Raw genomic sequence first — 23,888 nt, 5'->3', positions numbered from 1 at the left:
AGTCGGCGAGCTGCGCCGCATCCGGTCGCCGGAGCCGCCGTCCCGCGTCGGGCCGGCGGCTCCGTTCCCCGTGCGGCATGGCTCGCCGGGGGCGTCGAGGAGGCGAGGAGCGTCGGTCCGGACGGTGATCCGCGGGCCCGGACCCGCCACCACCGGGGGCCGATCCGCTCCCCCCCACCGAATTCAGTCGCACATCAGGCGCATCGACTCCGCAAAGGGCACGCCCAGGCATCACTTTGATGTCAGGGCGCGTGCACGGTCGGACGCGCGCCATCCGCTGTCAGTGGCTGCCGATAGGCTGAACGCATGACGCGAGCCGAGCAGCCAACGGCCCACAGCACGAACCCCGACGACGCTCTCGTGGCGGATTCCCGCGAGCGCGCCGTCCGCGCCCTGCTGCGCCAGCCCGAGCTGAAACGCCTGTGGAGCGCACAGCAGGTCGGCGGAGTCGGGGACGTCCTCGCACTCCTGGTGCTGGTGGTCCTCACCCTCCAAACGGCAGTCTCCGAAAGCTCGTTCGGCGGTGGCTACCGGGGTGTGGCGTTCGCGGTGGCGGCCGTCTTCGCCGCGCGCGTCCTCGCGACGCTCCTCTTCGGCGCCGTCCTCCTCGGCCCGCTCACCTCCCTCATCTCCCAGGGGGGCGCGCTCGACCGCCGCTGGACCATGGTCGGCGCCGACGGCCTGCGGGCCGCACTGCTGATCGTCGCCCCGCTGTGGATCGACTGGACGCCGGCCAACGCGCTCACCATGATCCTGGTGACCGCCTTCGTCACCGGGGTCGCCGAGCGCTTCTGGACCGTCTGCCGGGAGAGCGCGGCCCCCGCGCTGCTGCCCGCCCCGCCCCCGGAGGGCGCGACGGTCCGGCCGCTGCCGGACCACATGGACGCCCTGCGCCGCCTGTCGCTGCGTACGAGCTTCGCGGCGATCCCGCTGGCCGCCGCCGTCCTGGTCGTCGCGGCGCTCCTGAACAACCTGCTCGGCACCGGCGTCGACTGGTTCGACCAGCACCAGGTGGCACTCGGCTCGTACGTGGCGGCCGGGCTGTTCGCCGCATCCCTCTCGGTGGTCGCCTTCCTGGAACTGCCCGACGTGCGCACCCCGCGCGCGCGTTCTCCGCTCGAAGGACTGCGCCGCCCCAGGACCGGCTCCGGCGTGGACAAGGGCCGCACGGGCGTCATCCCGCTGCTGGTGGCGGCCTGTGCGGCCGTCGCCGGGGCGATCTCCGCCGCCGTCGCCGTGTCGGTGCTGCACGCCACGGAACTGGGCGGCGGCCCGGTGCTCTACGGCCTGCTGGTGCTCGGGCTGGCCGGTGGCGTCGTCGTCGGCATCCGCACCGCCCCGGCCGTCCTGCCGTCGCTCTCGCGCCGTCGGCTGCTGGCGCTGGCCATCGCCTTCACCGGTGTGGCCCTGCTCGCCGCCGGGCTCGTCCCGGACGTCACCAGTGTGGTGCTGATCGTTGCGCTGGCCGGGGTCGGCGCGGGGGTGGCCGCCAACACCGGGCACGCGCTGCTCGACCAGGAGACCGAGGACCACCGCCGGGCGCGCACGACCGAGCACCTGCACGCCGTCGTCCGGGTCGTCGTCGCGTTCGGCGCGCTGATCGCTCCCCTGGTGGCGGCGCTCATCGGGCCGCACCGCCTGGCAGGCGGCAAGTTCGTGTTCGAGCACGGCGGCGCCGCCTTCACGCTGATGCTGGTGGGTGCGCTGCTGCTGCCGGTGGCCGCGCTGGTGCTTGCCAAGGTCGACGACCGGTCCGGCGTGCCGCTGCGGCACGACCTGCGCGACGCGCTGCTCGGCGGGGACGATCCGGCGCAGGCGCCTGCCACGAGCGGCTTCTTCATCGCCCTGGAGGGCGGCGACGGCGCCGGGAAGTCCACCCAGGCCGAGGCGCTCGCCGAGTGGATCCGGGCCAAGGGGCACGAGGTCGTCCTCACCCACGAGCCGGGGGCCACGCCCGTGGGCAAGCGACTGCGGTCGATCCTGCTGGACGTGTCGTCGGCCGGGCTGTCCCACCGCGCTGAGGCGCTGCTGTACGCGGCCGACCGCGCCGAGCATGTCGACACGGTCGTGCGGCCCGCGCTGGAGCGGGGCGCCGTCGTCATCTCGGACCGGTACATCGACTCCTCGGTGGCCTATCAGGGGGCGGGCCGCGACCTGTCCCCGACCGAGATCGCGCGGATCAACCGCTGGGCGACCAACGGCCTGGTCCCGCATCTGACCGTCCTGCTGGACGTGTCCCCGGAGGCCGCGCGCGAGCGGTTCACGGAGGCCCCGGACCGGCTGGAGTCGGAGCCCGCGGAGTTCCACGCGCGCGTACGGGCCGGTTTCCTGACGCTGGCCGCCGCCGACCCGGGGCGTTACCTGGTCGTGGACGCGGGCCAGGAACCCGAGGCCGTCACCTCCGTCATCCGGCACCGGCTCGACACCGTGCTGCCGCTGTCCGAGGCAGAGATCAAGGCCCAGGAGGAGGCCCGCAGGGCCGCCGAGGAGGAGGCCCGCCGCAAGGCCGAGGAAGCGGCCGCCCGCAAGGCCGAGGAGGAGCGCCTGGAGCGTGAGCGCCAGGAGCAGCTGGCCCGGCTGCGCGCCGAGGAGGAGGAGCGCAAGCAGCGCGAGCTGGAGGAGGCGCAGCGGCGCGAGGCGGAACGGCAGGCCGAGGAGGCCAGGCAGCGGGCGGAGGAGGCCAGGCGCCGGGCGGAGGAGGAGCGGCAGCGGCTGCTCGCCGAGGAGAAGGTCCGAGCCGAGGAGGAGGCCCGCCGCAAGGCCGAGGAGGAGCGGCGGCGCAAGCAGGCCGAGGAGGAGGCCAGGCTGCGCGCCGAGGAAGAGGCGCGGCGCCTGGAGAAGCAGCGCAAGGCCGAAGAGGCGCTGATGCGGGCCGAGGAGGCCAGGCGCCAGGCCGCCGACGCGGCGATCGCGGCCGACGCGGTGGCCCGCCAGCCGGTGGCACCGCGGCCGACGGCACCCGGGGTGACGCCGGAGGCCACGACCGTGGAGACACCCATGGTGACTCCGGGCGCGGACGAGACGGCAGTGCTGCGTCCGGCGCGTGAGGAACGGGACGCCGAGGCCCGGCCCGCCCGCGGGCCGGAGTCCGCGTCCGAGGTGACGACGAAGCTGCCGCAGCCGCCGGTCCCGCCGAGCGCGGCGGAGGAGACGACGGTGCTGCCGCCGGTGGCCCCGGGCGCGGCGGACGAGACGGCCGTGCTGCCGCCCGTACCCGCCGGTGACCCGGCGGACCGGGTGCCGCAGGACTTCTTCCGGGACGAGCGCCGGGTGCCCGGCGGCTCCGAGGACCGTACGCGCGAGATGCCGCAGGTCGACGTGGACGCCGACGGTACGGTGCGGCGGCGCCCACGGCCCGACTGGGCCGAGGAGACGCCGTTGGACGACCTGCCGACGCTGGCGGACGAACTGCTCGGCGGGTACGACGAGGAGCACGACGAGAGCCGGGACGGGCGGGGCCGGGGGCGGCGCGGCTGATCGTCGCCTGGGTGCCGGGTGCCGGGTGCCGGTGCTGGGCGACGGGCTCTGGGGCTGGGGACCCATGTTCCTTGCCCCGGCCGGCTCACCGGAGACGACCGAAGCCCCCGTTGTCAGTGGGCGCCCGCACAATGGATTCCGGAACAACCAACGTGAACGCACGACGTGAACGCACGACGTGAACGCACGACGTGAACGCACGACGTGAACGCACGACGTGAACGCACGACGTGAACGCACGACGTGAAGGCACGCACAACGTGAACGCATGACGTGAACGCAGACCGTGAGCACGAATCATGAACACACACCGTGATCACGCAAGGCGAACGCGCAACGCGAATGCGCAGTGCGGACGTGTACAGAGCGGACGTGTGCGGTGCTGATGTGTGTAATGCGGACGTGTGCAAGGTGAACGTGCAACGTGGCGGAAGGGCGGCGTGACCCATGACCGTGTGGGACGACCTCGTCGGGCAGGAGAAGGTGGGCGAACTGCTCACCGGGGCTGCCCGGGACGCCGACGCCCTCGTCACCGCATCAGCCGCGGACGCGCCGCCGCCGGAGGCATCCAGCATGACCCATGCGTGGCTGTTCACGGGCCCGCCCGGCGCGGGCCGCAATCAGGCGGCGCGCGCCTTCGCCGCGGCCCTGCAGTGCGTGAGCCCCGACCGGGCCCTGGGCGGGGTCCCCGGCTGCGGATTCTGCGACGGCTGCCATACGGCGCTGCTCGGCACCCACGCGGATGTCTCCACGGTCGCGGCGGTCGGCACCGAGATCCTCGTCAAGGACATGCGGGACACGGTCCGCAAGTCGTTCACTTCCCCGGCGAACGGCCGTTGGCAGGTGATCCTCGTCGAGGACGCCGAGCGGTTGAACGAGAAGTCCGCCAACGCCGTCCTCAAGGCCGTGGAGGAGCCCGCCCCCCGCACGGTGTGGCTGCTGTGCGCGCCCTCGATCGAGGACGTGCTGCCCACCATCCGTTCCCGCTGCCGGCACCTCAGCCTGCGCACGCCGTCGATGGACGCCGTCGCGGACATGCTCGTCCGCCGCGAGGGAATCGAGCGCGACGCCGCCGCCGCGGCGGCCCGGGCCACCCAAGGCCATGTCGAACGGGCCCGCCGCCTGGCCACCGACCCGGCCGCGCGGGAGCGCCGGGCCTCCGTGCTCAAGCTGCCGCTGCGCCTCGACGAGGTCGGGAGCTGCCTCAAGGCGGCCCAGCAACTGGTCGACGCGGCGACCGACGACGCCAGACAGCTCGCCGAGGAGATGGACGGCAAGGAGACGGAGGAGCTGAAGGCGGCGCTGGGCGCGGCCCAGGGCGGACGCCTGCCGCGCGGCACGGCAGGCGTGATGAAAGACCTGGAGGACATGCAGAAGCGCCGCAGAACCCGGACGCAGCGCGACAGCCTCGACGTCGCGCTGGGCGACCTCACCGGCTTCTACCGCGACGTCCTCGCCCTGCAGCTCGGCTCCCGCGTGGCGCTGGCCAACATGGATGCCGAGCAGGACCTGGAGCGGCTCGCGCGGGCCAGTTCACCGGAGTCCACCCTGCGCCGTATCGAGGCGATCTCGGCGTGCCGGGAAGCGCTGGAGGGCAACGTGGCACCGCTGCTCGCGGTGGAGGCGATGACGATGGCACTGAGAGCGGGCTGACCGCGGCCGGCCGCGCCCGGTCCGCCGCACCGTTGACGTCGTCACCCGAAAGAGCCACGAACGCCACGTACAGCGTCCGATCGGTCGCTCAGCGTTACGCTCGCCTGATGCACATCAGGCGAACCCCCCGCCAGACCAACCCCGTGGCCCGCGCCCTGGCCACCGCCCTCACCACAGTGGTGCTCGTCGCCGCGTGTTCCGCCGGCAGCTCGGTGACGGCGACCAGCGACGCGGCAGAGGCGGCGCTGGCCCCCCTGCCCCGTACGACACCGCCCGCGCTCGCGCCGTACTACGGGCAGAAGCTCGCCTGGCGCAAGTGCGGAGTCGAGGGCTTCCAGTGCGCGACGCTGAAGGCGCCGCGCGACTACGCCGATCCGGGCTCGGGGGACGTACGGCTCGCCGTCGCCCGCAAGCAGACCACCGGCAAGAACAAGCCGCTCGGCTCGCTCCTCGTCAACCCGGGCGGCCCGGGTGGCTCCGCGGTCGACTACCTGCAGCGTTACGCGGGGATCGGCTACCCGGCCGAGGTCCGCGCCCGCTACGACATGGTGGCGATGGACCCGCGCGGCGTTGCCCGCAGCGAGCCCGTCGAATGCCTGAGCGGGCGGCAGATGGACGCGTACACGCAGGCCGACGTCACGCCGGACGACGTCGCGGAGACGGACGTGCTGGTCGGGCAGTTCAAGAAGTTCGCGGAGGGCTGCGGGGCCCACTCGCCGAAACTGTTGCGCCATGTCTCCACGGTCGAGGCCGCCCGGGACATGGACATCCTGCGGGCGGTGCTCGGGGACCGGCAGCTGAACTACGTGGGCGCGTCGTACGGGACGTTCCTCGGGGCGACGTACGCCGGGCTGTTCCCGCAGCGGGCGGGCCGCCTGGTCCTGGACGGCGCCATGGACCCGTCGCTGTCCGCGCGCCGGCTGAACCTGCAGCAGACGGCGGGCTTCGAGACGGCGTTCCAGGCGTTCGCCAAGGAGTGCGTGCGGCAGACCGACTGCCCGCTCGGCGGCAAGGGCACCACGACGGCGCAGGTGGGCGACCGCCTGAAGGCGTTCTTCCACCAGCTCGACGAGCACCCGATCCCGGCCGGTGACGCCGACGGCCGGACCGTCGGCGAGGCCCTGGCCACCACCGGGGTGATCGCGGCGATGTACGACGAGACGGCCTGGACGCAGCTGCGCGAGGCCCTCACCTCGGCGATGAAGAAGCGCGACGGCGGCGGCCTGCTCGCACTCGCGGACAGCTACTACGAACGGGACGAAGACGGCCGCTACACGAACCTGATGTTCGCCAACGCGGCCGTGAACTGCCTCGACCTCCCGCCTGCCTTCGATACGCCGGAGCAGGTCGAGAAGGACCTCCCGGCCTTCGAGAAGGCGTCCCCCGTCTTCGGCAGGGGCCTCGCCTGGGCGGCCCTGAGCTGCGCGTACTGGCCGGTGCGGGCCACCGGCGGGCAGCACCGCATCGAGGCGAGGGGCGCGGGACCGATCGTCGTCGTGGGCACCACCCGCGACCCGGCGACGCCGTACTCCTGGGCGGAGTCCCTCTCCCGCCAACTCTCCTCGGCCCGCCTGCTCACCTACGCCGGAGACGGCCACACCGCCTACGGCCGGGGCAGCACCTGCATCGACTCCACGATCAACGCATACCTGCTGAAGGGAACCCCGCCTACCAACGGAAAGCGCTGCTCATAGCCGTGCAGCACGCCCCGGAGACCCCTCCTCCGGGGCGTGTACGAAGCGCCTCGGAAACTGTGTAGACTTACGGCCGTCGCTGATCGCACCATAAGTGCGTACGACACGCCGCTTTAGCTCAGATGGCCAGAGCAACGCACTCGTAATGCGTAGGTCTCGGGTTCGAATCCCGAAAGCGGCTCTTTTGATGGCCCGGGTCGGACGTAGCTGACCTGGTCTTTCTCTTTGTCTGAACGTTTAAGGGCCCTCCGTGGATGATCACGGAGGGCCGTTTGCGTGTGCGATGTGGCCCACGTCGCTCTTGAGGGTGTCCTCCCACGCTTCCCGCCGGGACACGGCCCCACCAAGACGACGTCGGACAGCTACGTCCACTACAACACCGGCGTCACGAAGAACGAGGGCGGCGTCTGGCAGATCCGGGACCTCGACGAGGACCGGGGAGCTGCGCGGTGCCAGTTCTGACGCGACGCGTCGCGGTGGCGGGGCCGTCGCCGTGTACTCACCGCGGTAAAGGCCGGGGGACTCGGTGGTCTGGAGGGCGTGGGCGGCACGGGCGGCGACCTGCCGAACGGCACCTTCGCGACCACTACCGAGGTACCGGTGCAGGAGTTCCAGTCCGTCAACCGCTGACCACACAAAACCCATACGCGACGAGGGGCGTACATGGCCGAGCGGCTGAAGGGCGACGGTACGGAGTCGGACAAGTTCTTCAAGGATCTGACGAAGGCAAAGAACTCGTTCGTCGCGCTTCAGAAGGCGTTGCGCGACTCGGGCGTCAACGGCCTCGGCACGGACGACCTGGATGAGGCATGTGATCAGTTCCAGGAGGACTGGCACTACGGCACCAAGCAGATAGCCGAGCAGATCGAAAAGCTCACGGAGATCACGCAACAGGCCAAGCGCGACTTCCACCAGGTGGATGTGGCCTTGGAAAAGGCTCTGGAGAAAGCCAAGGAGAAGGGGCGGAAGAAGTGACGACTCCCGTCGGGGGCGGCGCCGATCACTGGCTCGGGACAGGCTCCGGCGGGCTGCCCCCTGAGCAGTCGCGCAACGGGAGCACCCTCGCGTACGTAAACCGCGCGCAGGGGCTGAAGGCGGACCCTGGACAGCCCGTGAAGCCCTGGAGAAGGCTCAGGGGCACGCAGAAACAGCGAAGAACGCACCAGCGCTGGACAAGGGCAAGGGGCGAGCCTCCGACGAGGCCAGTACAGACCTGATCATGGCGAACACCGCCGTCACCGCAGCTCAGCATGACCTGGACGACGTACTCCGCAGGGCCCGCTCGCTCGCGGAGGAGCACGAACGAGCGGCCCGACACCGGGCCAAGATGATCCGAGAGTCCACTGGGAAGCTCGCCCCGGACGAGCCGGGGGCGTGGGACACGTTCACCGGCTGGGTGGATGACAATCTTGAGGACATTCTCAGCGGGTGTGCGGCGGTCCTTGGGGTCATCGCGCTGTTCGCGCTCGGGCCGATCGCGGGGGCGATCCTGCTCGTTGCCGCGGCAGTTCTGAGCGGAGCGGCGCTCTATCTGCGCCTGAGTGACCCGGTGGTCCGGGCGTCGCTGTGGGAAGGAGTCACCGAGGGGGAACTCGACGCCGATTTCTGGAGCAACGCGCTGGGAGTGACGGGTGACCTCCTCGGAGTCGCCCCGGGACTGGGAGCGGTCGCCAAGGGTGGCCTGGCGGCGCCGGCAGCGCTGCGAGCGGCTGCCGAGGCAACAGAGGGAACTCTCTCGATCGGGCAGCGAATCTCCGTGATCGGCACCTCCGTCGAGGAGGAGGCCACGGCCATCTCCAACGTGCCTGGCCTGCTGGAGAAGTTCAGGGTCTTCGGCGCGCAGACCGACACCATCCTGCCGAAGGTGGAGAAGACAGCGACTTGGCTCGGCGCCGCAACGTCCGCGACCGGTCTGGCCGGAAGCGTCTACGACGCCCTCGACAGCGACGAGGTCAAGGTGACCACCAGCGTCCTGGACGGGGCAAGGACCGCTGGAATCGACCTGACCGGCACGGCAGGAGTCATCAAGTACCTGTTCCGAGGAGCCGAGGCGGTGTCATGACGACGAGTCCGTTCACCACCGACGCGTCAGCCCGACTGCCGGGCACCGATATCTGGTTCGCGTTGCGCGCCGGGTTCACACCGCTTCCGATGAGGGAACTGCTGGCATCCGAGAGCGCGTCCGGAACACCCGACTCCGGTGGCATCATTCCCTCGCTGCTGGCAGCCGGCGGGGATCCCGTGGAACAGCAGCGACTGGTGACCGTGCTCGCGCTGGTCCGGCGGATGATGCAGCCGCTGGCGGAGACCGGAGTCATTCACTGCTCTGTGGGCCTTCACACGGATGACGAAGGGGATGGTGGCCTGCTGCCGTCCCTCTTCACTCTCGCGCGGCGGACGATGCCCTGGGCACCTCGCAGCATCATGGCCGCCCGTGTGGCGACGGGCGCGGGAAACGCCGTACACATGGAGGCCCTTGAGCTGCCCTGTGGGCCGGCCTCACTGGTGGAGGCACACGTGGACGCGCCGTCGGGCTCGGGTCTGGGGCAACAGTTGCTCCAGATCAGCGGGTACATCCCGTACCCGGACGGCGAACGGCTTGCGATCCTGACTCTCGCGGCGCCCGCCGTGCAGCGCGCGGACCACTACCGGGTGCTGCTCCGTGAGATCGCCCTCTTGGTCAGTTTCGACAACCCGCTTTCCCCGGAATCCGACAAGGAATGACATGAACTCCACCTCACCTGCAGCGGCTGCCTGGGGCGACCCGGACAACCGCCGTGCCTGGAAGACCCTTTTCACGTGGGCCGTCCTCGGCCAGATCCTCTGGCCGCTGGTCTGCCTCGGCAGCCTGCTCCTGATCGTGGGTCCGGAATGGCCGGTGTGGCTTTTGTTCATTCCCCTGGTGTACTCCGCCTATCGATCGATCCTCCAACGCCGTTATCTCGTTGACGCCTTCCAGGTCCGGCGCATCCTCAAGCAGTACCCCTGGCAGGTGCACAAGACCCCGGAGAGCGGGATCGGGAAAGTGCCGGGGGCGAAGAGCGGTGACGTCTGGCTGAAGTTCCCCAACCCGGAGCAGTCGGGTGATCTCATCCCCGTCATCCTGCACGGCCACGTCCGCTCGCCATGGTGGCGACGTCGGCTGGGCCCTGGAGTCGCGCCGGAGAAGATGGCCCAGGTCGTCGAGATCTGGTTCGCTGGTGATGTTCGTTTCGCCGGAGTCCTCGCGGTTCCCGGTCCTCGGCGCCTCTTTGTCGTGTACCAACGCCCCACCAAGGACTCGCGCTTTCTCACGGACGTGCGCGAGGCCACCCCTGATGCCCTTGCCCGTGCCCGCCGTGCCGGAGTGCGTGTGCCGGAACGAATCGATCAGTGGCCGTTTGACGTCGGCTGATCAACGATCTTCGTGATGACCGCACCTTCCTGTCTCCGCTCTCCCCGCCGCCGACCAGGCACAGCAGCCGTAGGTCGTGTCTCTTTACGGTCGCTTGTCGGCAGCACTTCAGAAAGCCAAGACGTGACGTTCCGGAGGAGCTGGACATGACCGAGCCAGCGTCGAGCGCGAGCATGTGTTCAGCCTGGCCCTCGACGACAACCCGAGCCGTCGGCTGGAGTTTTGGCCGCGCTGGGACACGGATGAGCGGCAGGACATTGGCGTCTGGACGCGTGCGTGCGCCGAACTGGGTGACCTAACACCTTTGCTTCCAGGGACGTCACACTGGTGAGGCGCCGGCCTGCGAAACAGGAACCGTCCAGCCCGGGGGCGGCCCGTGAACGGAAGGTGGGGCAGGCCCGGGAGAGAGTGCGATCGTCCGGCTCGCAGAATCCGCGGATGGGGTCGCCCGCTCTGCGCCGCAGCAAGGCGTTGCGGGATGCGGCCTTCCGGTTCCAGTCGGAACGGCTGGAACAGTCGAGGAACCCGCAGCTGAGCGAGACAGAACGCAGGGCCATCAGGCGCGGAGAGAGACTGCAGTGGCTGCTCCACAACACGGACGTGCTTGCTTTGCTTCGGCTGTTCGTCAGCGTCGGCGGGCGCAGCTTCGTGCAGCTCCTGCCGTTCCCCACGTGGGAGTGGGATCTGGCGGCTTTCACACCGCTGCTGGCTCTCCTCAGCGGCCGAGTGCCGACCCGCCGCGAGGGCCGGCCGGTTGTCAGTGCCCCTTCTTATGCTGACGCCATGGAGATCACCAAGCGGACGCTTGCGGAGGCCTGGCGGCGGACGGCCGCCGGACATGCCCTGCTCCACGAGGTCGGGCTGCCGCCCTTGGCTCTCTCGGCCGGCGAGCTGAAAAGGTGGGCCGAGCGGGCTGAGGAGGCGGACGACGGCGGCCTGTGGCTGCTGCTGGACGAGGACGGGACGGTGCGCGGCCGGCACGGGCCCTACCGGGAGGTCTTTGCCACCCGCGTCCTCGAACAGGCGCTTTACCTGATCGCCGAGGACGCGGTGCGTCGGCGCGGCGGCAGCCTTGAGGAGGTGGCCGACGCGCTGGAGCGGATCGATCCGGTGTGGGGCAGACGGTTCCGCAGTGGCGGCCTGGACGACGCGGGGACGGTCGAGGCGTGCGGGCGCGATCCGCTGGAGGGGCTCGCCTGGATAGCGGGGTCCTGGCGTGGGCAGGACCCGTACACGACCCTCGCCTTCTTCCGCGCGGCGCCCGGACAGACCGTCGACGCTGAGCGGCTGGCCCTGCTGTACGGGGCAGATCCCGTGCAGGTCGCGGACGGCACGCGCCTGAAGGACCTGCAGGCCGTGGACGGCGGCCGGGCCCACTGGGACCGCTCGTGGGAAAGCTGCTGTTTCGGGCAGGCAGGCGGGTGGACGTTCCTGCTGTACCACGACATGCCGCCGGGGTCCTTCGCCGACAAGGAGGCGTACGCGGCGCTCGGGATCAAGGAGAGCGTGTGGCTGTCCGCCACCTCCGCGAAGGCCATCTACACCTTCGACTACATGCGGGACGGTCGCCGAGTCGACGATGACCGGGGTGTGCTGGAGTTGATCTGGTACGAGCGCGGCCGTGCCCCTTATCTGCGGGGCGGCGAGCTGGACTTCCTCAACCGTGCCGTGCGCCGTGCCGAGCTGGACCACCCCGAACTGACCAGCACGTTCGAGTTGTACTTCCACGCTTTGGAAGAGTCCCTCGGCCTGCGTCTGCCGCGCCGGGACTTCGCGGAGGGGGAGGTGCGGGCCGCGTACTGGGCCGGAGGACAGCGGTGAGTACGGCGAGGGGGCGTTCATGGAACAGCAGCAGAGTCCGGGCGAGTATCGAAACTTGAAGGCCGAGATCGACGCCAGGTGCGGCCAGGTCACGTCTACGGCGGCCCTTGCGGGCAAGGCCGTTGGAGCGGGCAGCAGGGCTGACCCCGGCCCGGGGCACCCGCGTCCCGCGCCCCCCGTGCTGCGCCCCGCGCCCAGGGCTCCGCACACGAACCTCCGGCCCTCTTGTCGGACCCGGCCTCTACTCTTTGGGCGCATCGTCAACGTGGCTGTCCCAGCCGCCTGTTGGAAGGAGCATTTACCCGTGCGCGTCCTGCCGAAGACCGATGAGGAGTACCCGCCCCTCCTGCTCGTCCGCACCGACTTCCGGGACGAGACGGCCTGGCTGCGGCTGCGGGCCGCGCTCGACCAGCCCTGGGTCTTCGACGAGGACGCCGGGGACGGCGGCGGCCTCAAGGAGGAGATCCTGTCCGTGGACGACCCGCAGTGGGCGGAGGCGACCTTCGCCGATGTCCTAGCCGCCCTCACCGCGCCCGAGGACGGCGAGGAACCGTCGGAGTGCGGCTGGGACGTGGTCTTCCTCGCCGACGCCGCGAGCATGGCGGGGGCGGAACCGACGCTGCTCGCGGTGAGCACCGACCCGGAGGAGCCGACCGCGCCGTACCGCATACCGGCCCTGGGGACCCCGCACGCCATGCACTGCAATCTGGCCCTCGCCAACATGGACTTCGAGGAATTCGAAGAATTCTAGGAGTTCGAGGGCGAACTCCCCAGCTGACCGGAAAGCGCTTCGGGCGCTCGCCGTGAACAGGGCGGGGCAGGCGAAGGCACGGGTGAGGCGGTCGTGAAAGAGAGAAGGCGGTCGTAAAAGCGTGAAGGCGGTCGTGAAAGCGGTCGTGAAGGCGGTGGGGAAGCGGCGGGGAAGTGGCGCGGGAGGCAGGGCCGAGGCGGCCGGCGGCCTCGGTGGGGTGCTGTCGCGGAACTCACCGTGCATCCCGACCTGATCCGCGCCAGGGCGTACGTCGGGCTCTCACCGTCGTGGTGGCGGCGATGCCGCCGTCGGGTGGCGCAGGGTGGCGGGGACGGCGGCGCGGGGCACGAGGCCGGTCACGCCCGAGATATCGCATCGTCGTTCGAGGTGTCACACGTCCCGCTGAAATGCTGACGACACAGCGACCACCGCTCGCGCACGGTTCCCCCTTGATCAAGCAAGCTGGTGTCTTCTGCGAAGGAGACGCCACTGTGCGAATTTCTGATATCCAGCGCTGCGAGGTCCGGCCCGGACGGCTCGTCGAGTGGACGTTCAGCCCGGCGACCATCGCGGCCGCGGCGGCACTGCCGCCGGATCCGCGGCCGCCGGCGTACATCCAGGAGTCGCACATCAGAATGGCCCGGTCGGTCCGGGAGGACGGGCTGTTCGTACCGACCTGGATCGGCACGGCGTTCGACCTGCCGGGGCGGATCGATCTCGACGCGCTGGAACAGACTTTGCGCGGCTGGACGTTGCGTCACGAGACGCTGCGCAGCGGCTTCAGGTGGGCCGGCGAGGACATGCACCGGTTCACGCTCGACGAGGACGACGTGGCGTTGGACCGGGCGGAGATCGGCGACTTCGGCGACACGAATGCGCTGATCCGGTATCTGCAGGACCGATTCGACAGCGCGGCGGACGCGCTCGGCTGGCCGAACCTCATCTATGCGGCGGTGGTACGCGAGGACTCCACCAGCGTGTACATGGCCTTCGACCACACCAATGTCGACGCCTATTCCCTCCAGCGCATCCCGGACGAGATCCACGAGCTGTACATGACGGGCGTCACCGGGCGGCCCGCCGGCGGCGTGCTGGCCGGGAGTTACGTCGATTTCTGCGAGCAGGAGCGGGTGAACGCGGACGGGATCGACGACACGCACGCGATCGTCGCCCGCTGGCGTGAGTTCATCGGCCGGTGCGACGGGCGGCTGCCGGAGTTCCCCGTCGACCTCGGTCTGCGGCCCGGTGACGTCCTGCCCGCCCAGAAACTGCTGTGCGAACCGCTCGTCGACGCGGACACCGCCGCCGTGTTCGAGGCGTACTGCCGGCCCTACGGCGGCAGCCTGGTGGGGGTCCTGGCCGCGACCAGCCTGATCGTCCACGAACTCGGCGGGCAACCGGTCTACCGCACGGTCGTGCCGTTCCACACCCGGTTGAAGTCCGCGTGGTCGGACTCCGTGGGCTGGTACGTCGGCGGCGCACCGATCGAGGTGCCCGCGGCCCGGGACTTCGAGGGCGCGCTCGCCACGGTCCGCGCCGAGCTGCGGGCCAACCGGGCGCTGGCGCGCATTCCGCTGGCCCGCGTACTGCGCCTGCTCGACGCGGACTTCCGGCCGACCTCGCCCGACATGTACTCGATCATCTCGTACGTGGATGCCCGCCCCACTCCCGGCTCGGCCGACTGGCCCGAGAAGAAGGCGTACGGGCTGCTGCGGGTGTCGTACGGCGATCAGTTGTGTGCGTGGGTCAACCGGCTGCACGAGGGGCTGTGGTTCGCCTGCCGCTATCCGGACACGGACATCGCGTACCGGAACGTGCGGCGGTATGTCGAGCGGCTGCGGGACGTGATCACCTCCGTGCCCGCACGCGAGGGCCTGCGGGTCGCGGAGTCGGCGTCCGCCTGACGCACGCAACTGGCCCCTGTCACCCGTGAGTTGGAGTCGGCCATGGGCGTCCGTCCGGGCCGCACCTGACGCGGGTTCACATCTGGTGACGCTCTTGCGTCGCGAGCAACCCTGTCCCTATATAGGCAATTAGGGGATAGTCAGTTGATTCTGGTGGGCTATATCCTCCTCAGGTCGAATGTCCTGTGTGGAATGCTATGTGCCGCGACTGCTAGTGTTTTTCCAGTCACGCTAGGCAGTCAGTTTTGATGGATGAGCAAAGAACCGAGGGTTCCATGCGCAAGCTTCAGCAGGTCGTGATCGCAGCGGTGGCGGCCGGGGGCCTCTCCGCGGTCGGCGTCGGCACGGCCACCGCCGCCCCCGCCACCCCCTCCGACAACGGGCCGCGGGTGTCCGACCTCTTCCGCCCCTACCAGGAGTGCAGCCCGCAGACGGTGTCCGAGAACAACATCCCGGTCGGAGTGCTCGGTGTCGCCGGCACCCTGGACACCGCCTGCGGCCAGTACAACAGCGCCTTCAACGGCTGAGACCCGCGGAGTCATCGTCCGCGACGCTCGGCGCGGGACCCTTCGGATCGAATCGCGAGGGGTCCCGCACTCCCGGCCGGTTGCCTGAGCGTCGAAGGCGGAGCCCGGCGGGGCCGGTTCTCGGGCGTCCCTGAAAGGGAAAACGCATACATGTTCAGCGGGAAGAAGATCGCGGCTGTCTCCGGGCTCCTCGGCGGCCTCGCCGTGGCCTGCACCGGCATCGCCCAGGCGCATGTCGGTGCCGGTTCGGGAACCTGCACGCGCGACCTCCAGGGCAACGTCACCTGCTCCCAGCGGATCGAAGGCCGGATCCCCGCGGGCGGCGCCGTTCCCCACCAGGAGACCTGTCAGCCGGTCCAGCGCCTGACGCTGCCCGCCGCCCTGGGTAACGGGACGACGCGGTTCGGGCCCGAGGTGACCTGTTCCCCCGCGGCGTCGGGGGCGCCGGGCGGCACCGGCGGCGGGCAGGGGGCGGCCGGCCTGTTGGGCTGAGCCCCTTGAGTCCCGCGCGCGGCCGCCTTCCGGGCGACGGCTCCTTGCGCCGATACGGCAGAAGGGGCCGACGCGCCATGTGCGACGCAGAGATCCTGAGTAACTACGAAATGTGTGGTTATGCTCACGTTGAGTAGTCAAGTCAGGCATTGACGCCTGAGCAAGAAAGGGTCGAACCATGCGTAAATTTCAGCGCGCTGCAGTCGTAGCGGTGGCCGTCGCGGGGCTGTCCGCCCTGGGCGCCGGGGTCAGCTCCGCCGGCGGCTTCGACGGCGGTTTCGATGGCAGGGCGCCAGTCACCGCGGTGGCCAACTCGTCGGCCAACGCCGTTGCCGTCGGGGGCGGTTTCTTCGCTCAGCCGCACGGCGGGCCGGACGGGCACAAGGGCTTCGGTCCCGAGCAGGGCTACGGTCCGCAGCAGGGCGACGGTCCGCAGCAGGGCGACGAGGACGAGTAAAGACGTACCGAGGGCTCATCGGCGAAGGCAGCCCGGACGCGCGGCGGTTCACCAGGTCGCGCGTCCGGGTTGCGGCAAACCCGCCGTCGGACGCGGCTGACGACGTGGCTCGGCGCAGCATTCTCTGTCTGACCTTCTCGGGCCCGGGCGCACGCCGATCAACGGCACAGGCGCCCGGGCCTCCGTCGTAAAGGAATACAGCACATGTTCACTTCGCGGAAGATCGCCACCGTTTCGGGGCTCATCGGAAGTCTCGCCGCATTCTGTGTCGGCGCCGGACACGCGTACGCGCACGGACCCTCGGACGACTGCAAGAGCACCGAACAGGGCGGCACCGTCTGCATTCACAAGAGCGAGACCCGCATCGACAAGGACGGCACGCACGTCGTCAAGCAGGAACAGGACTGCTCGATGGCCGACCGTCCGCGCGTGGTGTTTCCGGAGGAGCAGGTGATGGGCGGCGGATCCGCCAGTGTCGGGCAGAAAGTGGACTGTTCCAACACGGCAAAGCTGCCCAAGGGGTTCAAGAAGCCGCACGTCGATTTCTGAGCACACTGGGAGAATGCCCTCCCGGAATTCCCGGCCGATTCTTCGCTTTTCGGAATGCGGGCCGGTGGGGAAACGGCGATCCCCGGTGTCCCGACCGCTGGCCGGGACACCGGGGATCGCCGTTTCGCCCTGCCGGCGGCCGGCCCGAAGGAGCACCTCTCGGTCTTCTTCGTCTCTCGGGGGCCTGCCGGCGCGTACCACGCGCACAAATGGTCCCGGCACCATGCCCTTGGGTTCTGCGGGCCGATACCGGGACCGTTTGTCGACCGGCGTCTGCGCGCCGGTCGTCGCCTCAGAACGCGCTGTTGCTGCAGTCCATCGAGGAACCGATGTCGGTGGCCTGGGCGCCCGGGTTGCCCTCGCCGTTCAGGGCGTTGCCCAGCACGCCGTTGAGCAGGCCGACCTCGCCGAGAAGGTCAAGGTTCAGGTCGTGCGACTTGCAGTTGGAGCTCTGCTGGATGCCGAACTTGTCGCCGCCGTCGTCGCCGCCCTTGCCGTGGTCGGCGTGGGCCGTGCCGCCCACGAGTCCGATGCTGCCGAGCGCGGCGATCAGGACGGCGACGTTGCGAAGCTTGCGCATGTCATCTCCGGTGGAGTGAGTGGGTGCGATCTGTGGCAGATCGACTTTTTACAATTACGGGAGATTAGTATGAAATGCCCTAAAACGGGCAGCGACGCGCCGCTTTTGTGATCACGTGGCAGAAGCACCCGAAAGCCGTAGCGAAGACCGCCGGGCCCGTCGGTCGCGATCCTCACCGGGCCCGTGCGGTCTGTCGGCGCCCGGCCGTCAGCGCTGTTGCGCGCTGGCGAGGGAGTTCGACTGGCTGTTGGCCTGGGTGCAGTCGACGCCCCTGGTCTCGGCGGCGGCGAGTAGCGCGACCGGGACGTTCGCGTCGAGCAGGGTTTGCGGGCTGCACTCCTGGTACGGGCGGAACAAGTTGTTCTGGGTCACCGGGGCGCCCGCTGCCGGCTGCGGGGGCTGCGGTGCGATCTGGGGGCTGATCTGCGGATTCAGCTGGGGGTTGACCTGCGGGGAGACCTCAGTGCCCCGTTGCGGGGCCGCCTGCTGCTGGGCCGGCGAGCCGTAGGTCTGCGCGGTCGCCTGGGCGGAGGAGGCCGCGGCTGCCTGGGCGTCCGGCTGTGAAACGGGAGGCGGCACAGCCCCGTTGTAGGTGGCGGGTGCGGCGGAACTCGGGCCGGCGCCGACGGCGGACAGGCCGCCGGCTGCCGCGACGACGAGCGCGACCCTGCGAAGCTTGCGCATGGAATCCTCGGCCCTTCATTGACCTTGTGACGGAACTTGGTGAAATGGCTGACGACGCAGCGCAGTTGTCGCATATCTTGCTGGTCCGTACGACTGCGCTGGACCATCGCTCTTGCCTTGTGGGGAACGAAGTGCGCGCGGACGCAGATACGGGTGCCGGACCGTGGTCACCCATTTGCCGCAAGGGCGTACGGGGCGCAATATCCGGCCGGTGGGCGGCAAATGGGTGACGGGTTTTCGGGTGCCGTGACCGCGGCCGGGGAATCGTCGTTCCGACGGGGAGAGGGCAGCGACCGTAGGACCTGAAGAGGGATGAGGGAATTCGCTGCCGGCTCCGAAGTGACGTCCGCGTGCAGCTCAGGAGTACCGCTGTTGGTGGTGCGGTGCGAATATCGCACCGACCGCGCGTGCGACCGCACTGAATGCAATGGATTTCCCTTTTCAGGTATCGAAGGGCCGAAGGTTTCATGCGCAAGCTTCACAGGGTCGCGCTCGTCATGGCAGCGGCCAGTGGTCTGTCCATCGGGGGTGGCGTCAGCCATGCCGCCGACTCGTCCGTCGCAGGCGGCAGTGCCACTCCGGCGCCGGCTCCTGAGTATCCTGCGCCCCAGGCCGCAGCCCCGGCGCAGGCTCCGCAGCCAGTCGTGCAGGCAGCCCCGGCACCTGCCCCGCAACCCGTCGCGCAGGCGCCGCAGCAGACCGGTTACGCATCCGCCTCGGCCTCCTCGCAGGGCGCGGCACAGTCGTACGTGTCGCCGTATCCGCAGCAGCCCGCCCCTGCGTACCCGCAACAGGCCGCCCCTGTGTATCCGCAGCAGGCCGTCCCCGCGCCGCCGGCCCAGGTGGTGCCGCAGGTCATGCCGCAGGTCATGCCCCAGGTCGCCCCGCAGGTGGCGGTGCCCCAGGCGTTCGGCCCGGAGCCCCCGCTGCGTGTCGCGCCGCAGGTGAACCCGCAGTTCAATCCGCAGGTGAACCCCGAGGTGAACCCGCTGGTCGGGCCGCCGAGCATTCCGGGGCTGGCGCCGGTCGGCCTGGGACAAATCGCGGCGCCGCCCGTCGGCCAGCTCGGGCTTCCCCGACTCGGCTGACGACCCGCCCGCACTCGTTCCGCAATCCCGACCCGATTCGATCCGACGCGGATGTGCCGTCCGCTCGACCAACGGAGAACCAATGCGCATGTTTCACAAGGCAGTCCTCGTGGGCGCCATCCTCGGCAGTGTCGGCACCCTCGGCGGCGGCACCGCCCTGGCGGGCGGTGAGCGTGGCCACGACGAGTTCGACATCACGCAGGGTACCGAGTGCCGCTCGCACGACATGAACATCGAGGTGCTCGGCGGGGTCAGCGCCCTCACCGGCCTGGCCGGCAACCTGCTGAACGGCGAAGGGTCCCCGGGTGCGCAGCAGAGCCACCTCGGTTCGGACATGGGGTGCAACAGCCAGGCGTTCTGACCGGCCGCGCCGATCCCGGCCGCCGAACCCCCTTGCGCCTCCGGGCCGCGCACCCCGTCCGCCGGTCCCGTCCACCCTCGTTCCCTTCCGGCCCGGGGGCGGCTCGGAGGTAGGCGCGGCGGAGCCGGGGTGTTCTGACCTCGACCTCGCGCCCCTCGACCTCGCCCCCGATCTCGGCACCTGACCTGGTCACGCGGACGCCGCCGAGTCCGGTCGTACCCCGGAATCGGGACCTGCGGCCCAAGCGCGGACACGACCGGCCGGACACCATGGAGCGACCGGACATCCCAGAAGGACCGGAAGAACCGGATGCCGTGAAGGAACCGGGCAAAATGGTGCAATCGGGCATCATGGAGGAAGAGTCCCAGAGGGCCTGGAGGGATCGGGCGGATCAGCGGGCCCAGAAGGATCCGAGGGATCAGGCGGATCTGAGGGATCGGACAGGAAGGGCTGGTGTCATGGTTCGGGCATCCTGGACGACGCCGGGGGTCTTCACCGGCAGCGGTGGCATTCGTACGGACGAGGCGGGGATCGTCACGGGCGATCTGACCGTTCACACCACCTGGCACGGCAGGGCGGCCGACGTGACGGTCAGGTACACGGGCACGTCGACGTGGCTGACCATGACCGGCAGCCCGGTTCTGTGCCGTTCCGAACGGCACAGCCGCGACCTGCACCAGGCGGCGGTGGCAGCCGTCCGGCTGGGCGGCGGCGCCACCGTGACCGAACTGCATGCCGCTGTTTCCCCCTAGGCAGCGGGTCAGCCGAAGAACACCCCGAATTCGTCGTACAGCGACGGATCGACCGTCTTGACCCGGCCCGTGACGTCGGCGAGGGGGACGCGGACGATCCGCGTGCCGTCCAGCGCCACCATGACGCCGAAGTCCCCGTCCTTGACCGCGTCCACCGCGTGCAACCCGAATCGTGTGGCCAGCCAGCGGTCGAAGGCGCTCGGGGTGCCGCCACGCTGGACGTGACCGAGCACCGTGGTGCGGGCGTCGGTGCCCGTACGCCGCGAGATCTCCCGGGCCAGCCACTCGCCCACCCCGGACAGCCGGACGTGGCCGAACTCGTCCACCGAGTCGTCCTTGAGGATCATCTTCCCCTCCTTGGGGACCGCGCCCTCGGCCACCACGACGACCGGCGCGTAGTTGATCCTGAAGCGGCTGTTCACCCACCCGCAGACCTCGTCGATGTCGAACGGCCGCTCCGGCACGAGGATGACGTTGGCGCCGCCCGCGACGCCCGAGTACAGGGCGATCCACCCGGAGTGCCGCCCCATCACCTCCATCACCAGGGTGCGCATATGGGACTCGGCGGTGGTGTGCAGCCGGTCGACGGCCTCGGTCGCAATGCCTACGGCGGTGTCGAAGCCGAAGGTGTAGTCCGTGCCCCACACGTCGTTGTCGATGGTCTTCGGCACGCCGACCAGGGCGATCCCCGCACGGCTGAGCCCGGCGGCCGCGCTGAGGGTGTCCTCGCCGCCGATCACGACGAGCGCGTCCACGTCGTGCGCGGCGAGGGTGTCCTGCACCCGTCGAATTCCGTCCTCGTGCTGGAACGGATTGGTCCGGGAGGACCCGAGGATGGTTCCGCCGCGCGGGAGGATCCCCCGCACGCTGGACACGTCCAGCGGGACGACGCGGTTCTGGAGCGCTCCGCGCCAGCCGTCGCGCAGTCCGACGAACTCGAAGGCGTACTGCTCGATGCCCTTGCGGACGACGCTGCGGATCACCGCGTTCAGGCCGGGGCAGTCCCCGCCTCCGGTCAGTATGCCGACCTTCATGGCCTTCTCCCTTGCGTCAGGCACCCATCGGGCCGGGCCCCCGTCCGTCTGCGGCGGCCTCCTCGCTGGCTTCGTCGCCCTCGCTCGCCTGGCTCTCTCTCCCCTCCCTCCCAGCCTCCGTCCACCTGCTCGGCACGGCGAGTGGTCCACTCCGGCAGAACCGGCAGAACGTCGACCGAGCACCTGCCGCGGTCTGCGCGGACCGTCCCGCCGATGTCGCGGGATGCCTTCGCGGAACCGTGCTGCGGCAGTAGCCTCGGGCCATGTCCGAGCATTCGGTGGCGCGCTTCTACGACGAACTGGCCGACGACTACCACCTGATCTACGCGGACTGGGACGCGAGCGTCCGCCGGCAGGGGAACGCCCTGCACGCCCTGATGGGCCGGGACGGCGCGGCGGTGCTCGACTGCTCCTGCGGCATCGGTACCCAGGCCATCGGTCTGGCGCTGCGCGGGCACCAGGTCACCGGGACGGACCTGAGCCCGCGTGCCGCCGCCCGCGCAGCCCGGGAGGCCGCCCGGCGCGACGTCACGCTGCGCGCGGCCGCCGCCGACATGCGGTGGCTCCCGTTCCCCGATGCCCGGTTCGACGCCGTGATCTGCGCCGACAACTCCCTGCTCCATCTGCTGACGGAGCAGGACATCGGTGCCGCTCTGGCGGAGATGCGCCGCGTGCTGCGCAGCGCGGGGCAGTTGGTGATCAGCACCCGCCCCTACGACGACCTGCTGCGTACCCGTCCCGCTTCGGCGCCTCCGCAACTCCACCAGCCCGCGGACGGGGGAGAACGGACCGTCACCTTCCAGCTCTGGCACTGGCACGACGACGGCGAGCACTACGACCTGGAGCACTTCCAACTGCTGCCGGAGGACGGCGAGTGGCGCGTCCGGGTCCGCCGGACCGCCTACTGGGCACTCGGCCGGGACCGGCTGGCCGGTCTCGTGACCGCTGCCGGGTTCATGGACCCCGTGTGGCGGATGCCCGAGGAGACAGGCTTCTTCCAGCCGGTGCTCACGGCGTATGCCGACCGGTAGGCGGTAGGCGGTAGGCGGTAGGCGGTAGGCGGCAGGCGGCAGGCGGCAGACGGACAGGTGGCAGACGGTGGGTCGCAGGCGGAGTGGCAGACCGTAGGCGGTAGGGCCCCCGGTCACACGGCGATCGATTGGTACTCGGTGTAGGCGCCCAGTCCCACCGCGCCGTACTCGCGGCCGAAGCCGCTGGCCTTGAAGCCGCCGAAGGGGGAGCGCGGGTCGCGGGCCGCGCCGTTGACGGAGAACGTGCCCGTGCGGATGCGGCGGGCCACCGCAAGGCCGTGCTCCGGGTCGGCCGTCCACACGCCGCCGGACAGGCCGTAGGCGGAGTCGTTGGCGAGGGCGACGGCCTCGTCCTCGGTGTCGAACGGGATGACCGCCAGGACCGGGCCGAAGATCTCCTCCTGGGCGATCTTCATGGAGTTGGCGACGTCGGCGAAGAGGGTCGGACGGACGTAGAAGCCCTTCTCCAGGCCCGGGGTGTCCGGTGCGCCGGGGCCGCCGACCACCACGCGGGCGCCCTCGGCGAGGCCGGCCTCGACGTAGGACTGGACGCGCTGCTGCTGTGCCCGCTTGACCATGGGGCCGATCCAGGTGCCGGGGTCCGCGGGGTCGCCCACGGTGAGGCCGCTCATCATGGCGGCGACGGCGTCGACTACCTCGGCGTAGCGGCTGCGCGGGGCCAGGATGCGGGTGTGGGCGATGCACGCCTCGCCGTTGTTGCCCAGCGACAGGCCCTTCAGGCCCGCCGCGACCCGGTCCACGTCCGCGTCCGGCAGGACGATGGAGGCGGACTTGCCGCCCAGCTCCAGGCTGACCCGCTTGAACTGGCCGCCGGCGACGGCGGCGATACGGCGGCCGGCCGCGGTCGAGCCGGTGAAGGCGACCTTGTCGATGCCGGGGTGTCCGATCAGGTACTCGCTGACCTCGCGTTCGGCGGGCAGCACGCTGACCACACCCTCGGGGAACCCCGCCGCGGCCAGGATCTCGCCGAGCCGCAGACCGTCCACGGCGGTCTCGGGCGACGGCTTGAGGACGACCGTGCAGCCGGCCAGCAGTGCCGGGACGATCTTGACCAGGGCCGACTGGTGCGGAGCGTTCCACGGGATCACCGCCGCGACGACCCCCACGGGAGCGCGGCGCACCACGGTGCGGTGGCCGTCCGGTGCGGGCAGACCGGTCTCCCAGTCGAAGCCCGCCGCGATGTCGATGAAGTCGTCGACGGAGTCCTTCAGGCTGTGCTGCAGCCAGGTGGTGAACCAGGTGGCCGAGCCGTTCTCCGAGGTGATGAGCGCGGCCAGTTCGTCGGCGCGCGCGGAGTGCAGCTCGTTGAAGCGCGCGATCACCTCGCGGCGTTCCTCGGGTGAGAGCCGCGGCCAGGGCCCGTGGTCGAAGGCTTCACGGGCCGCGGCCACCGCGCGGTCCACGTCGGCGCGGGACGCCTGCGGCACCACGCCCACCGGGGACTGGTCGTGCGGGGAGTGCACCCGCAGGACGTCGTTGGTGGCCGGGGTGGTCCAGACGCCGCCCACGAGCAGCTTGTCGTACGTGATCACGATGTCCTCCCAAACCGGTTCGGGCAGTTAGCCGAACGTCGTTCTCTTACGCCAAGGATCATAACAGAACGCAGTTCTCTTATCGA

At 70.4% G+C, this 23,888-nt stretch carries 23 protein-coding genes and 1 tRNA gene; 20 read left to right on the top strand and 4 right to left on the bottom strand.

Annotated features, from left to right (window positions below; all coding sequences use genetic code 11):
* The first annotated feature begins 306 nt into the window (after positions 1-306).
* From tmk to ACFYPJ_RS04675, 16 genes are all read left to right on the top strand, one after another.
* Positions 307-3,477 (top strand): dTMP kinase, encoded by a 3,171-nt coding sequence (gene tmk, locus ACFYPJ_RS04750; protein ID WP_389010488.1) that lies wholly within the window; start codon positions 307-309, stop codon positions 3,475-3,477.
* A gap of 447 nt (positions 3,478-3,924) precedes the next feature.
* Positions 3,925-5,130: a DNA polymerase III subunit delta' gene (locus tag ACFYPJ_RS04745; RefSeq protein ID WP_389010485.1), complete on the top strand. Its 1,206-nt coding sequence runs from the start codon at positions 3,925-3,927 to the stop codon at positions 5,128-5,130.
* Between the two features lie 107 nt (positions 5,131-5,237).
* A complete protein-coding gene (locus tag ACFYPJ_RS04740) occupies positions 5,238-6,824 on the top strand; it encodes an alpha/beta hydrolase (protein ID WP_389010482.1) in 1,587 nt (528 codons plus the stop codon).
* Positions 6,825-6,931: 107 nt separating this feature from the next.
* A tRNA-Thr gene (locus ACFYPJ_RS04735) sits at positions 6,932-7,005 on the top strand.
* Between the two features lie 95 nt (positions 7,006-7,100).
* Positions 7,101-7,286, top strand: a complete 186-nt coding sequence (locus tag ACFYPJ_RS04730) for a hypothetical protein (RefSeq protein WP_389010479.1) — start codon at positions 7,101-7,103, stop codon at positions 7,284-7,286.
* Positions 7,287-7,487: 201 nt separating this feature from the next.
* Positions 7,488-7,799 (top strand): hypothetical protein, encoded by a 312-nt coding sequence (locus tag ACFYPJ_RS04725; protein WP_389010477.1) that lies wholly within the window; start codon positions 7,488-7,490, stop codon positions 7,797-7,799.
* 244 nt (positions 7,800-8,043) lie between these two features.
* Positions 8,044-8,886, top strand: coding sequence for a hypothetical protein (locus ACFYPJ_RS04720; protein WP_389010476.1), 843 nt, complete (start codon positions 8,044-8,046; stop codon positions 8,884-8,886).
* Positions 8,883-9,548, top strand: coding sequence for a hypothetical protein (locus ACFYPJ_RS04715; RefSeq protein WP_389010473.1), 666 nt, complete (start codon positions 8,883-8,885; stop codon positions 9,546-9,548). The genes ACFYPJ_RS04720 and ACFYPJ_RS04715 overlap by 4 nt, the downstream gene beginning before the upstream one ends.
* A 1-nt stretch (position 9,549) precedes the next feature.
* Positions 9,550-10,218 (top strand): hypothetical protein, encoded by a 669-nt coding sequence (locus tag ACFYPJ_RS04710; RefSeq protein WP_389010470.1) that lies wholly within the window; start codon positions 9,550-9,552, stop codon positions 10,216-10,218.
* 438 nt (positions 10,219-10,656) lie between these two features.
* On the top strand, positions 10,657-12,039 hold the full coding sequence (locus ACFYPJ_RS04705; protein WP_389010466.1) for a hypothetical protein: 1,383 nt from the start codon (positions 10,657-10,659) through the stop codon (positions 12,037-12,039).
* A gap of 304 nt (positions 12,040-12,343) precedes the next feature.
* Positions 12,344-12,790: a DUF6924 domain-containing protein gene (locus tag ACFYPJ_RS04700; protein ID WP_389010463.1), complete on the top strand. Its 447-nt coding sequence runs from the start codon at positions 12,344-12,346 to the stop codon at positions 12,788-12,790.
* Between the two features lie 491 nt (positions 12,791-13,281).
* Entirely contained in the window at positions 13,282-14,694 is a 1,413-nt protein-coding gene (locus ACFYPJ_RS04695) for a condensation domain-containing protein (protein ID WP_389010460.1), read from the top strand.
* Between the two features lie 275 nt (positions 14,695-14,969).
* Positions 14,970-15,221 carry a hypothetical protein gene (locus ACFYPJ_RS04690; RefSeq protein WP_389010457.1) on the top strand — a complete coding sequence of 84 codons (252 nt, stop codon included), beginning with the start codon at positions 14,970-14,972 and terminating at the stop codon, positions 15,219-15,221.
* 150 nt (positions 15,222-15,371) lie between these two features.
* On the top strand, positions 15,372-15,713 hold the full coding sequence (locus ACFYPJ_RS04685) for a hypothetical protein (protein WP_389010454.1): 342 nt from the start codon (positions 15,372-15,374) through the stop codon (positions 15,711-15,713).
* 178 nt (positions 15,714-15,891) lie between these two features.
* Positions 15,892-16,170, top strand: coding sequence for a hypothetical protein (locus tag ACFYPJ_RS04680; RefSeq protein WP_389010452.1), 279 nt, complete (start codon positions 15,892-15,894; stop codon positions 16,168-16,170).
* A gap of 204 nt (positions 16,171-16,374) precedes the next feature.
* A complete protein-coding gene (locus ACFYPJ_RS04675; protein ID WP_389010449.1) occupies positions 16,375-16,719 on the top strand; it encodes a hypothetical protein in 345 nt (114 codons plus the stop codon).
* 292 nt (positions 16,720-17,011) lie between these two features.
* On the opposite strand, the gene ACFYPJ_RS04670 is transcribed toward ACFYPJ_RS04675, so the two are convergent.
* Positions 17,012-17,299 (bottom strand): hypothetical protein, encoded by a 288-nt coding sequence (locus ACFYPJ_RS04670; protein ID WP_389010447.1) that lies wholly within the window; start codon positions 17,297-17,299, stop codon positions 17,012-17,014.
* A 207-nt stretch (positions 17,300-17,506) separates the two neighbouring features.
* A complete protein-coding gene (locus tag ACFYPJ_RS04665; RefSeq protein ID WP_389010444.1) occupies positions 17,507-17,983 on the bottom strand; it encodes a hypothetical protein in 477 nt (158 codons plus the stop codon).
* A 467-nt stretch (positions 17,984-18,450) separates the two neighbouring features.
* Here ACFYPJ_RS04665 and ACFYPJ_RS04660 point away from each other — a divergent pair, with 467 nt between their 5' ends.
* The 3 genes from ACFYPJ_RS04660 (at position 18,451) to ACFYPJ_RS04650 (ending at position 20,184) form a co-directional block, all read left to right on the top strand.
* A complete protein-coding gene (locus tag ACFYPJ_RS04660) occupies positions 18,451-19,071 on the top strand; it encodes a hypothetical protein (RefSeq protein ID WP_389010442.1) in 621 nt (206 codons plus the stop codon).
* 82 nt (positions 19,072-19,153) lie between these two features.
* Positions 19,154-19,432 (top strand): hypothetical protein, encoded by a 279-nt coding sequence (locus tag ACFYPJ_RS04655; RefSeq protein ID WP_389010439.1) that lies wholly within the window; start codon positions 19,154-19,156, stop codon positions 19,430-19,432.
* Positions 19,433-19,746: 314 nt separating this feature from the next.
* On the top strand, positions 19,747-20,184 hold the full coding sequence (locus ACFYPJ_RS04650; RefSeq protein WP_389010437.1) for a hypothetical protein: 438 nt from the start codon (positions 19,747-19,749) through the stop codon (positions 20,182-20,184).
* A gap of 8 nt (positions 20,185-20,192) precedes the next feature.
* Here the strand turns inward: ACFYPJ_RS04650 and ACFYPJ_RS04645 are convergent, their stop codons facing one another.
* Entirely contained in the window at positions 20,193-21,218 is a 1,026-nt protein-coding gene (locus ACFYPJ_RS04645) for a 6-phosphofructokinase (RefSeq protein WP_389010434.1), read from the bottom strand.
* Positions 21,219-21,481: 263 nt separating this feature from the next.
* Between ACFYPJ_RS04645 and ACFYPJ_RS04640 the strand changes: the two genes are divergently transcribed.
* Positions 21,482-22,249, top strand: a complete 768-nt coding sequence (locus tag ACFYPJ_RS04640; protein WP_389010431.1) for a class I SAM-dependent methyltransferase — start codon at positions 21,482-21,484, stop codon at positions 22,247-22,249.
* Between the two features lie 113 nt (positions 22,250-22,362).
* Here the strand turns inward: ACFYPJ_RS04640 and ACFYPJ_RS04635 are convergent, their stop codons facing one another.
* On the bottom strand, positions 22,363-23,802 hold the full coding sequence (locus ACFYPJ_RS04635) for an aldehyde dehydrogenase (RefSeq protein WP_389010428.1): 1,440 nt from the start codon (positions 23,800-23,802) through the stop codon (positions 22,363-22,365).
* Positions 23,803-23,888: the final 86 nt, after the last annotated feature.

It is taken from the genome of Streptomyces sp. NPDC006012 (assembly GCF_042871185.1).
GTDB lineage: Bacteria > Actinomycetota > Actinomycetes > Streptomycetales > Streptomycetaceae > Streptomyces.
The sequence above is the reverse complement of the archived record's forward strand: the minus strand, read 5'-3'. Positions and strand labels throughout refer to the sequence as shown.

What these genes read in the sequence shown, in the direction of transcription:
- tmk (WP_389010488.1), top strand. Translation starts at nt 307, where the DNA reads ATGACGCGAGCCGAGCAGCCAACGGCCCACAGCACGAACCCCGACGAC.
- ACFYPJ_RS04745 (WP_389010485.1), top strand. Translation starts at nt 3,925, where the DNA reads ATGACCGTGTGGGACGACCTCGTCGGGCAGGAGAAGGTGGGCGAACTG.
- ACFYPJ_RS04740 (WP_389010482.1), top strand. Translation starts at nt 5,238, where the DNA reads ATGCACATCAGGCGAACCCCCCGCCAGACCAACCCCGTGGCCCGCGCC.
- ACFYPJ_RS04725 (WP_389010477.1), top strand. Translation starts at nt 7,488, where the DNA reads ATGGCCGAGCGGCTGAAGGGCGACGGTACGGAGTCGGACAAGTTCTTC.
- ACFYPJ_RS04720 (WP_389010476.1), top strand. Translation starts at nt 8,044, where the DNA reads ATGGCGAACACCGCCGTCACCGCAGCTCAGCATGACCTGGACGACGTA.
- ACFYPJ_RS04715 (WP_389010473.1), top strand. Translation starts at nt 8,883, where the DNA reads ATGACGACGAGTCCGTTCACCACCGACGCGTCAGCCCGACTGCCGGGC.
- ACFYPJ_RS04710 (WP_389010470.1), top strand. Translation starts at nt 9,550, where the DNA reads ATGAACTCCACCTCACCTGCAGCGGCTGCCTGGGGCGACCCGGACAAC.
- ACFYPJ_RS04705 (WP_389010466.1), top strand. Translation starts at nt 10,657, where the DNA reads ATGGGGTCGCCCGCTCTGCGCCGCAGCAAGGCGTTGCGGGATGCGGCC.
- ACFYPJ_RS04690 (WP_389010457.1), top strand. Translation starts at nt 14,970, where the DNA reads ATGCGCAAGCTTCAGCAGGTCGTGATCGCAGCGGTGGCGGCCGGGGGC.
- ACFYPJ_RS04685 (WP_389010454.1), top strand. Translation starts at nt 15,372, where the DNA reads ATGTTCAGCGGGAAGAAGATCGCGGCTGTCTCCGGGCTCCTCGGCGGC.
- ACFYPJ_RS04680 (WP_389010452.1), top strand. Translation starts at nt 15,892, where the DNA reads ATGCGTAAATTTCAGCGCGCTGCAGTCGTAGCGGTGGCCGTCGCGGGG.
- ACFYPJ_RS04675 (WP_389010449.1), top strand. Translation starts at nt 16,375, where the DNA reads ATGTTCACTTCGCGGAAGATCGCCACCGTTTCGGGGCTCATCGGAAGT.
- ACFYPJ_RS04670 (WP_389010447.1), bottom strand. Translation starts at nt 17,299, where the DNA reads ATGCGCAAGCTTCGCAACGTCGCCGTCCTGATCGCCGCGCTCGGCAGC.
- ACFYPJ_RS04665 (WP_389010444.1), bottom strand. Translation starts at nt 17,983, where the DNA reads ATGCGCAAGCTTCGCAGGGTCGCGCTCGTCGTCGCGGCAGCCGGCGGC.
- ACFYPJ_RS04660 (WP_389010442.1), top strand. Translation starts at nt 18,451, where the DNA reads ATGCGCAAGCTTCACAGGGTCGCGCTCGTCATGGCAGCGGCCAGTGGT.
- ACFYPJ_RS04655 (WP_389010439.1), top strand. Translation starts at nt 19,154, where the DNA reads ATGCGCATGTTTCACAAGGCAGTCCTCGTGGGCGCCATCCTCGGCAGT.
- ACFYPJ_RS04645 (WP_389010434.1), bottom strand. Translation starts at nt 21,218, where the DNA reads ATGAAGGTCGGCATACTGACCGGAGGCGGGGACTGCCCCGGCCTGAAC.
- ACFYPJ_RS04640 (WP_389010431.1), top strand. Translation starts at nt 21,482, where the DNA reads ATGTCCGAGCATTCGGTGGCGCGCTTCTACGACGAACTGGCCGACGAC.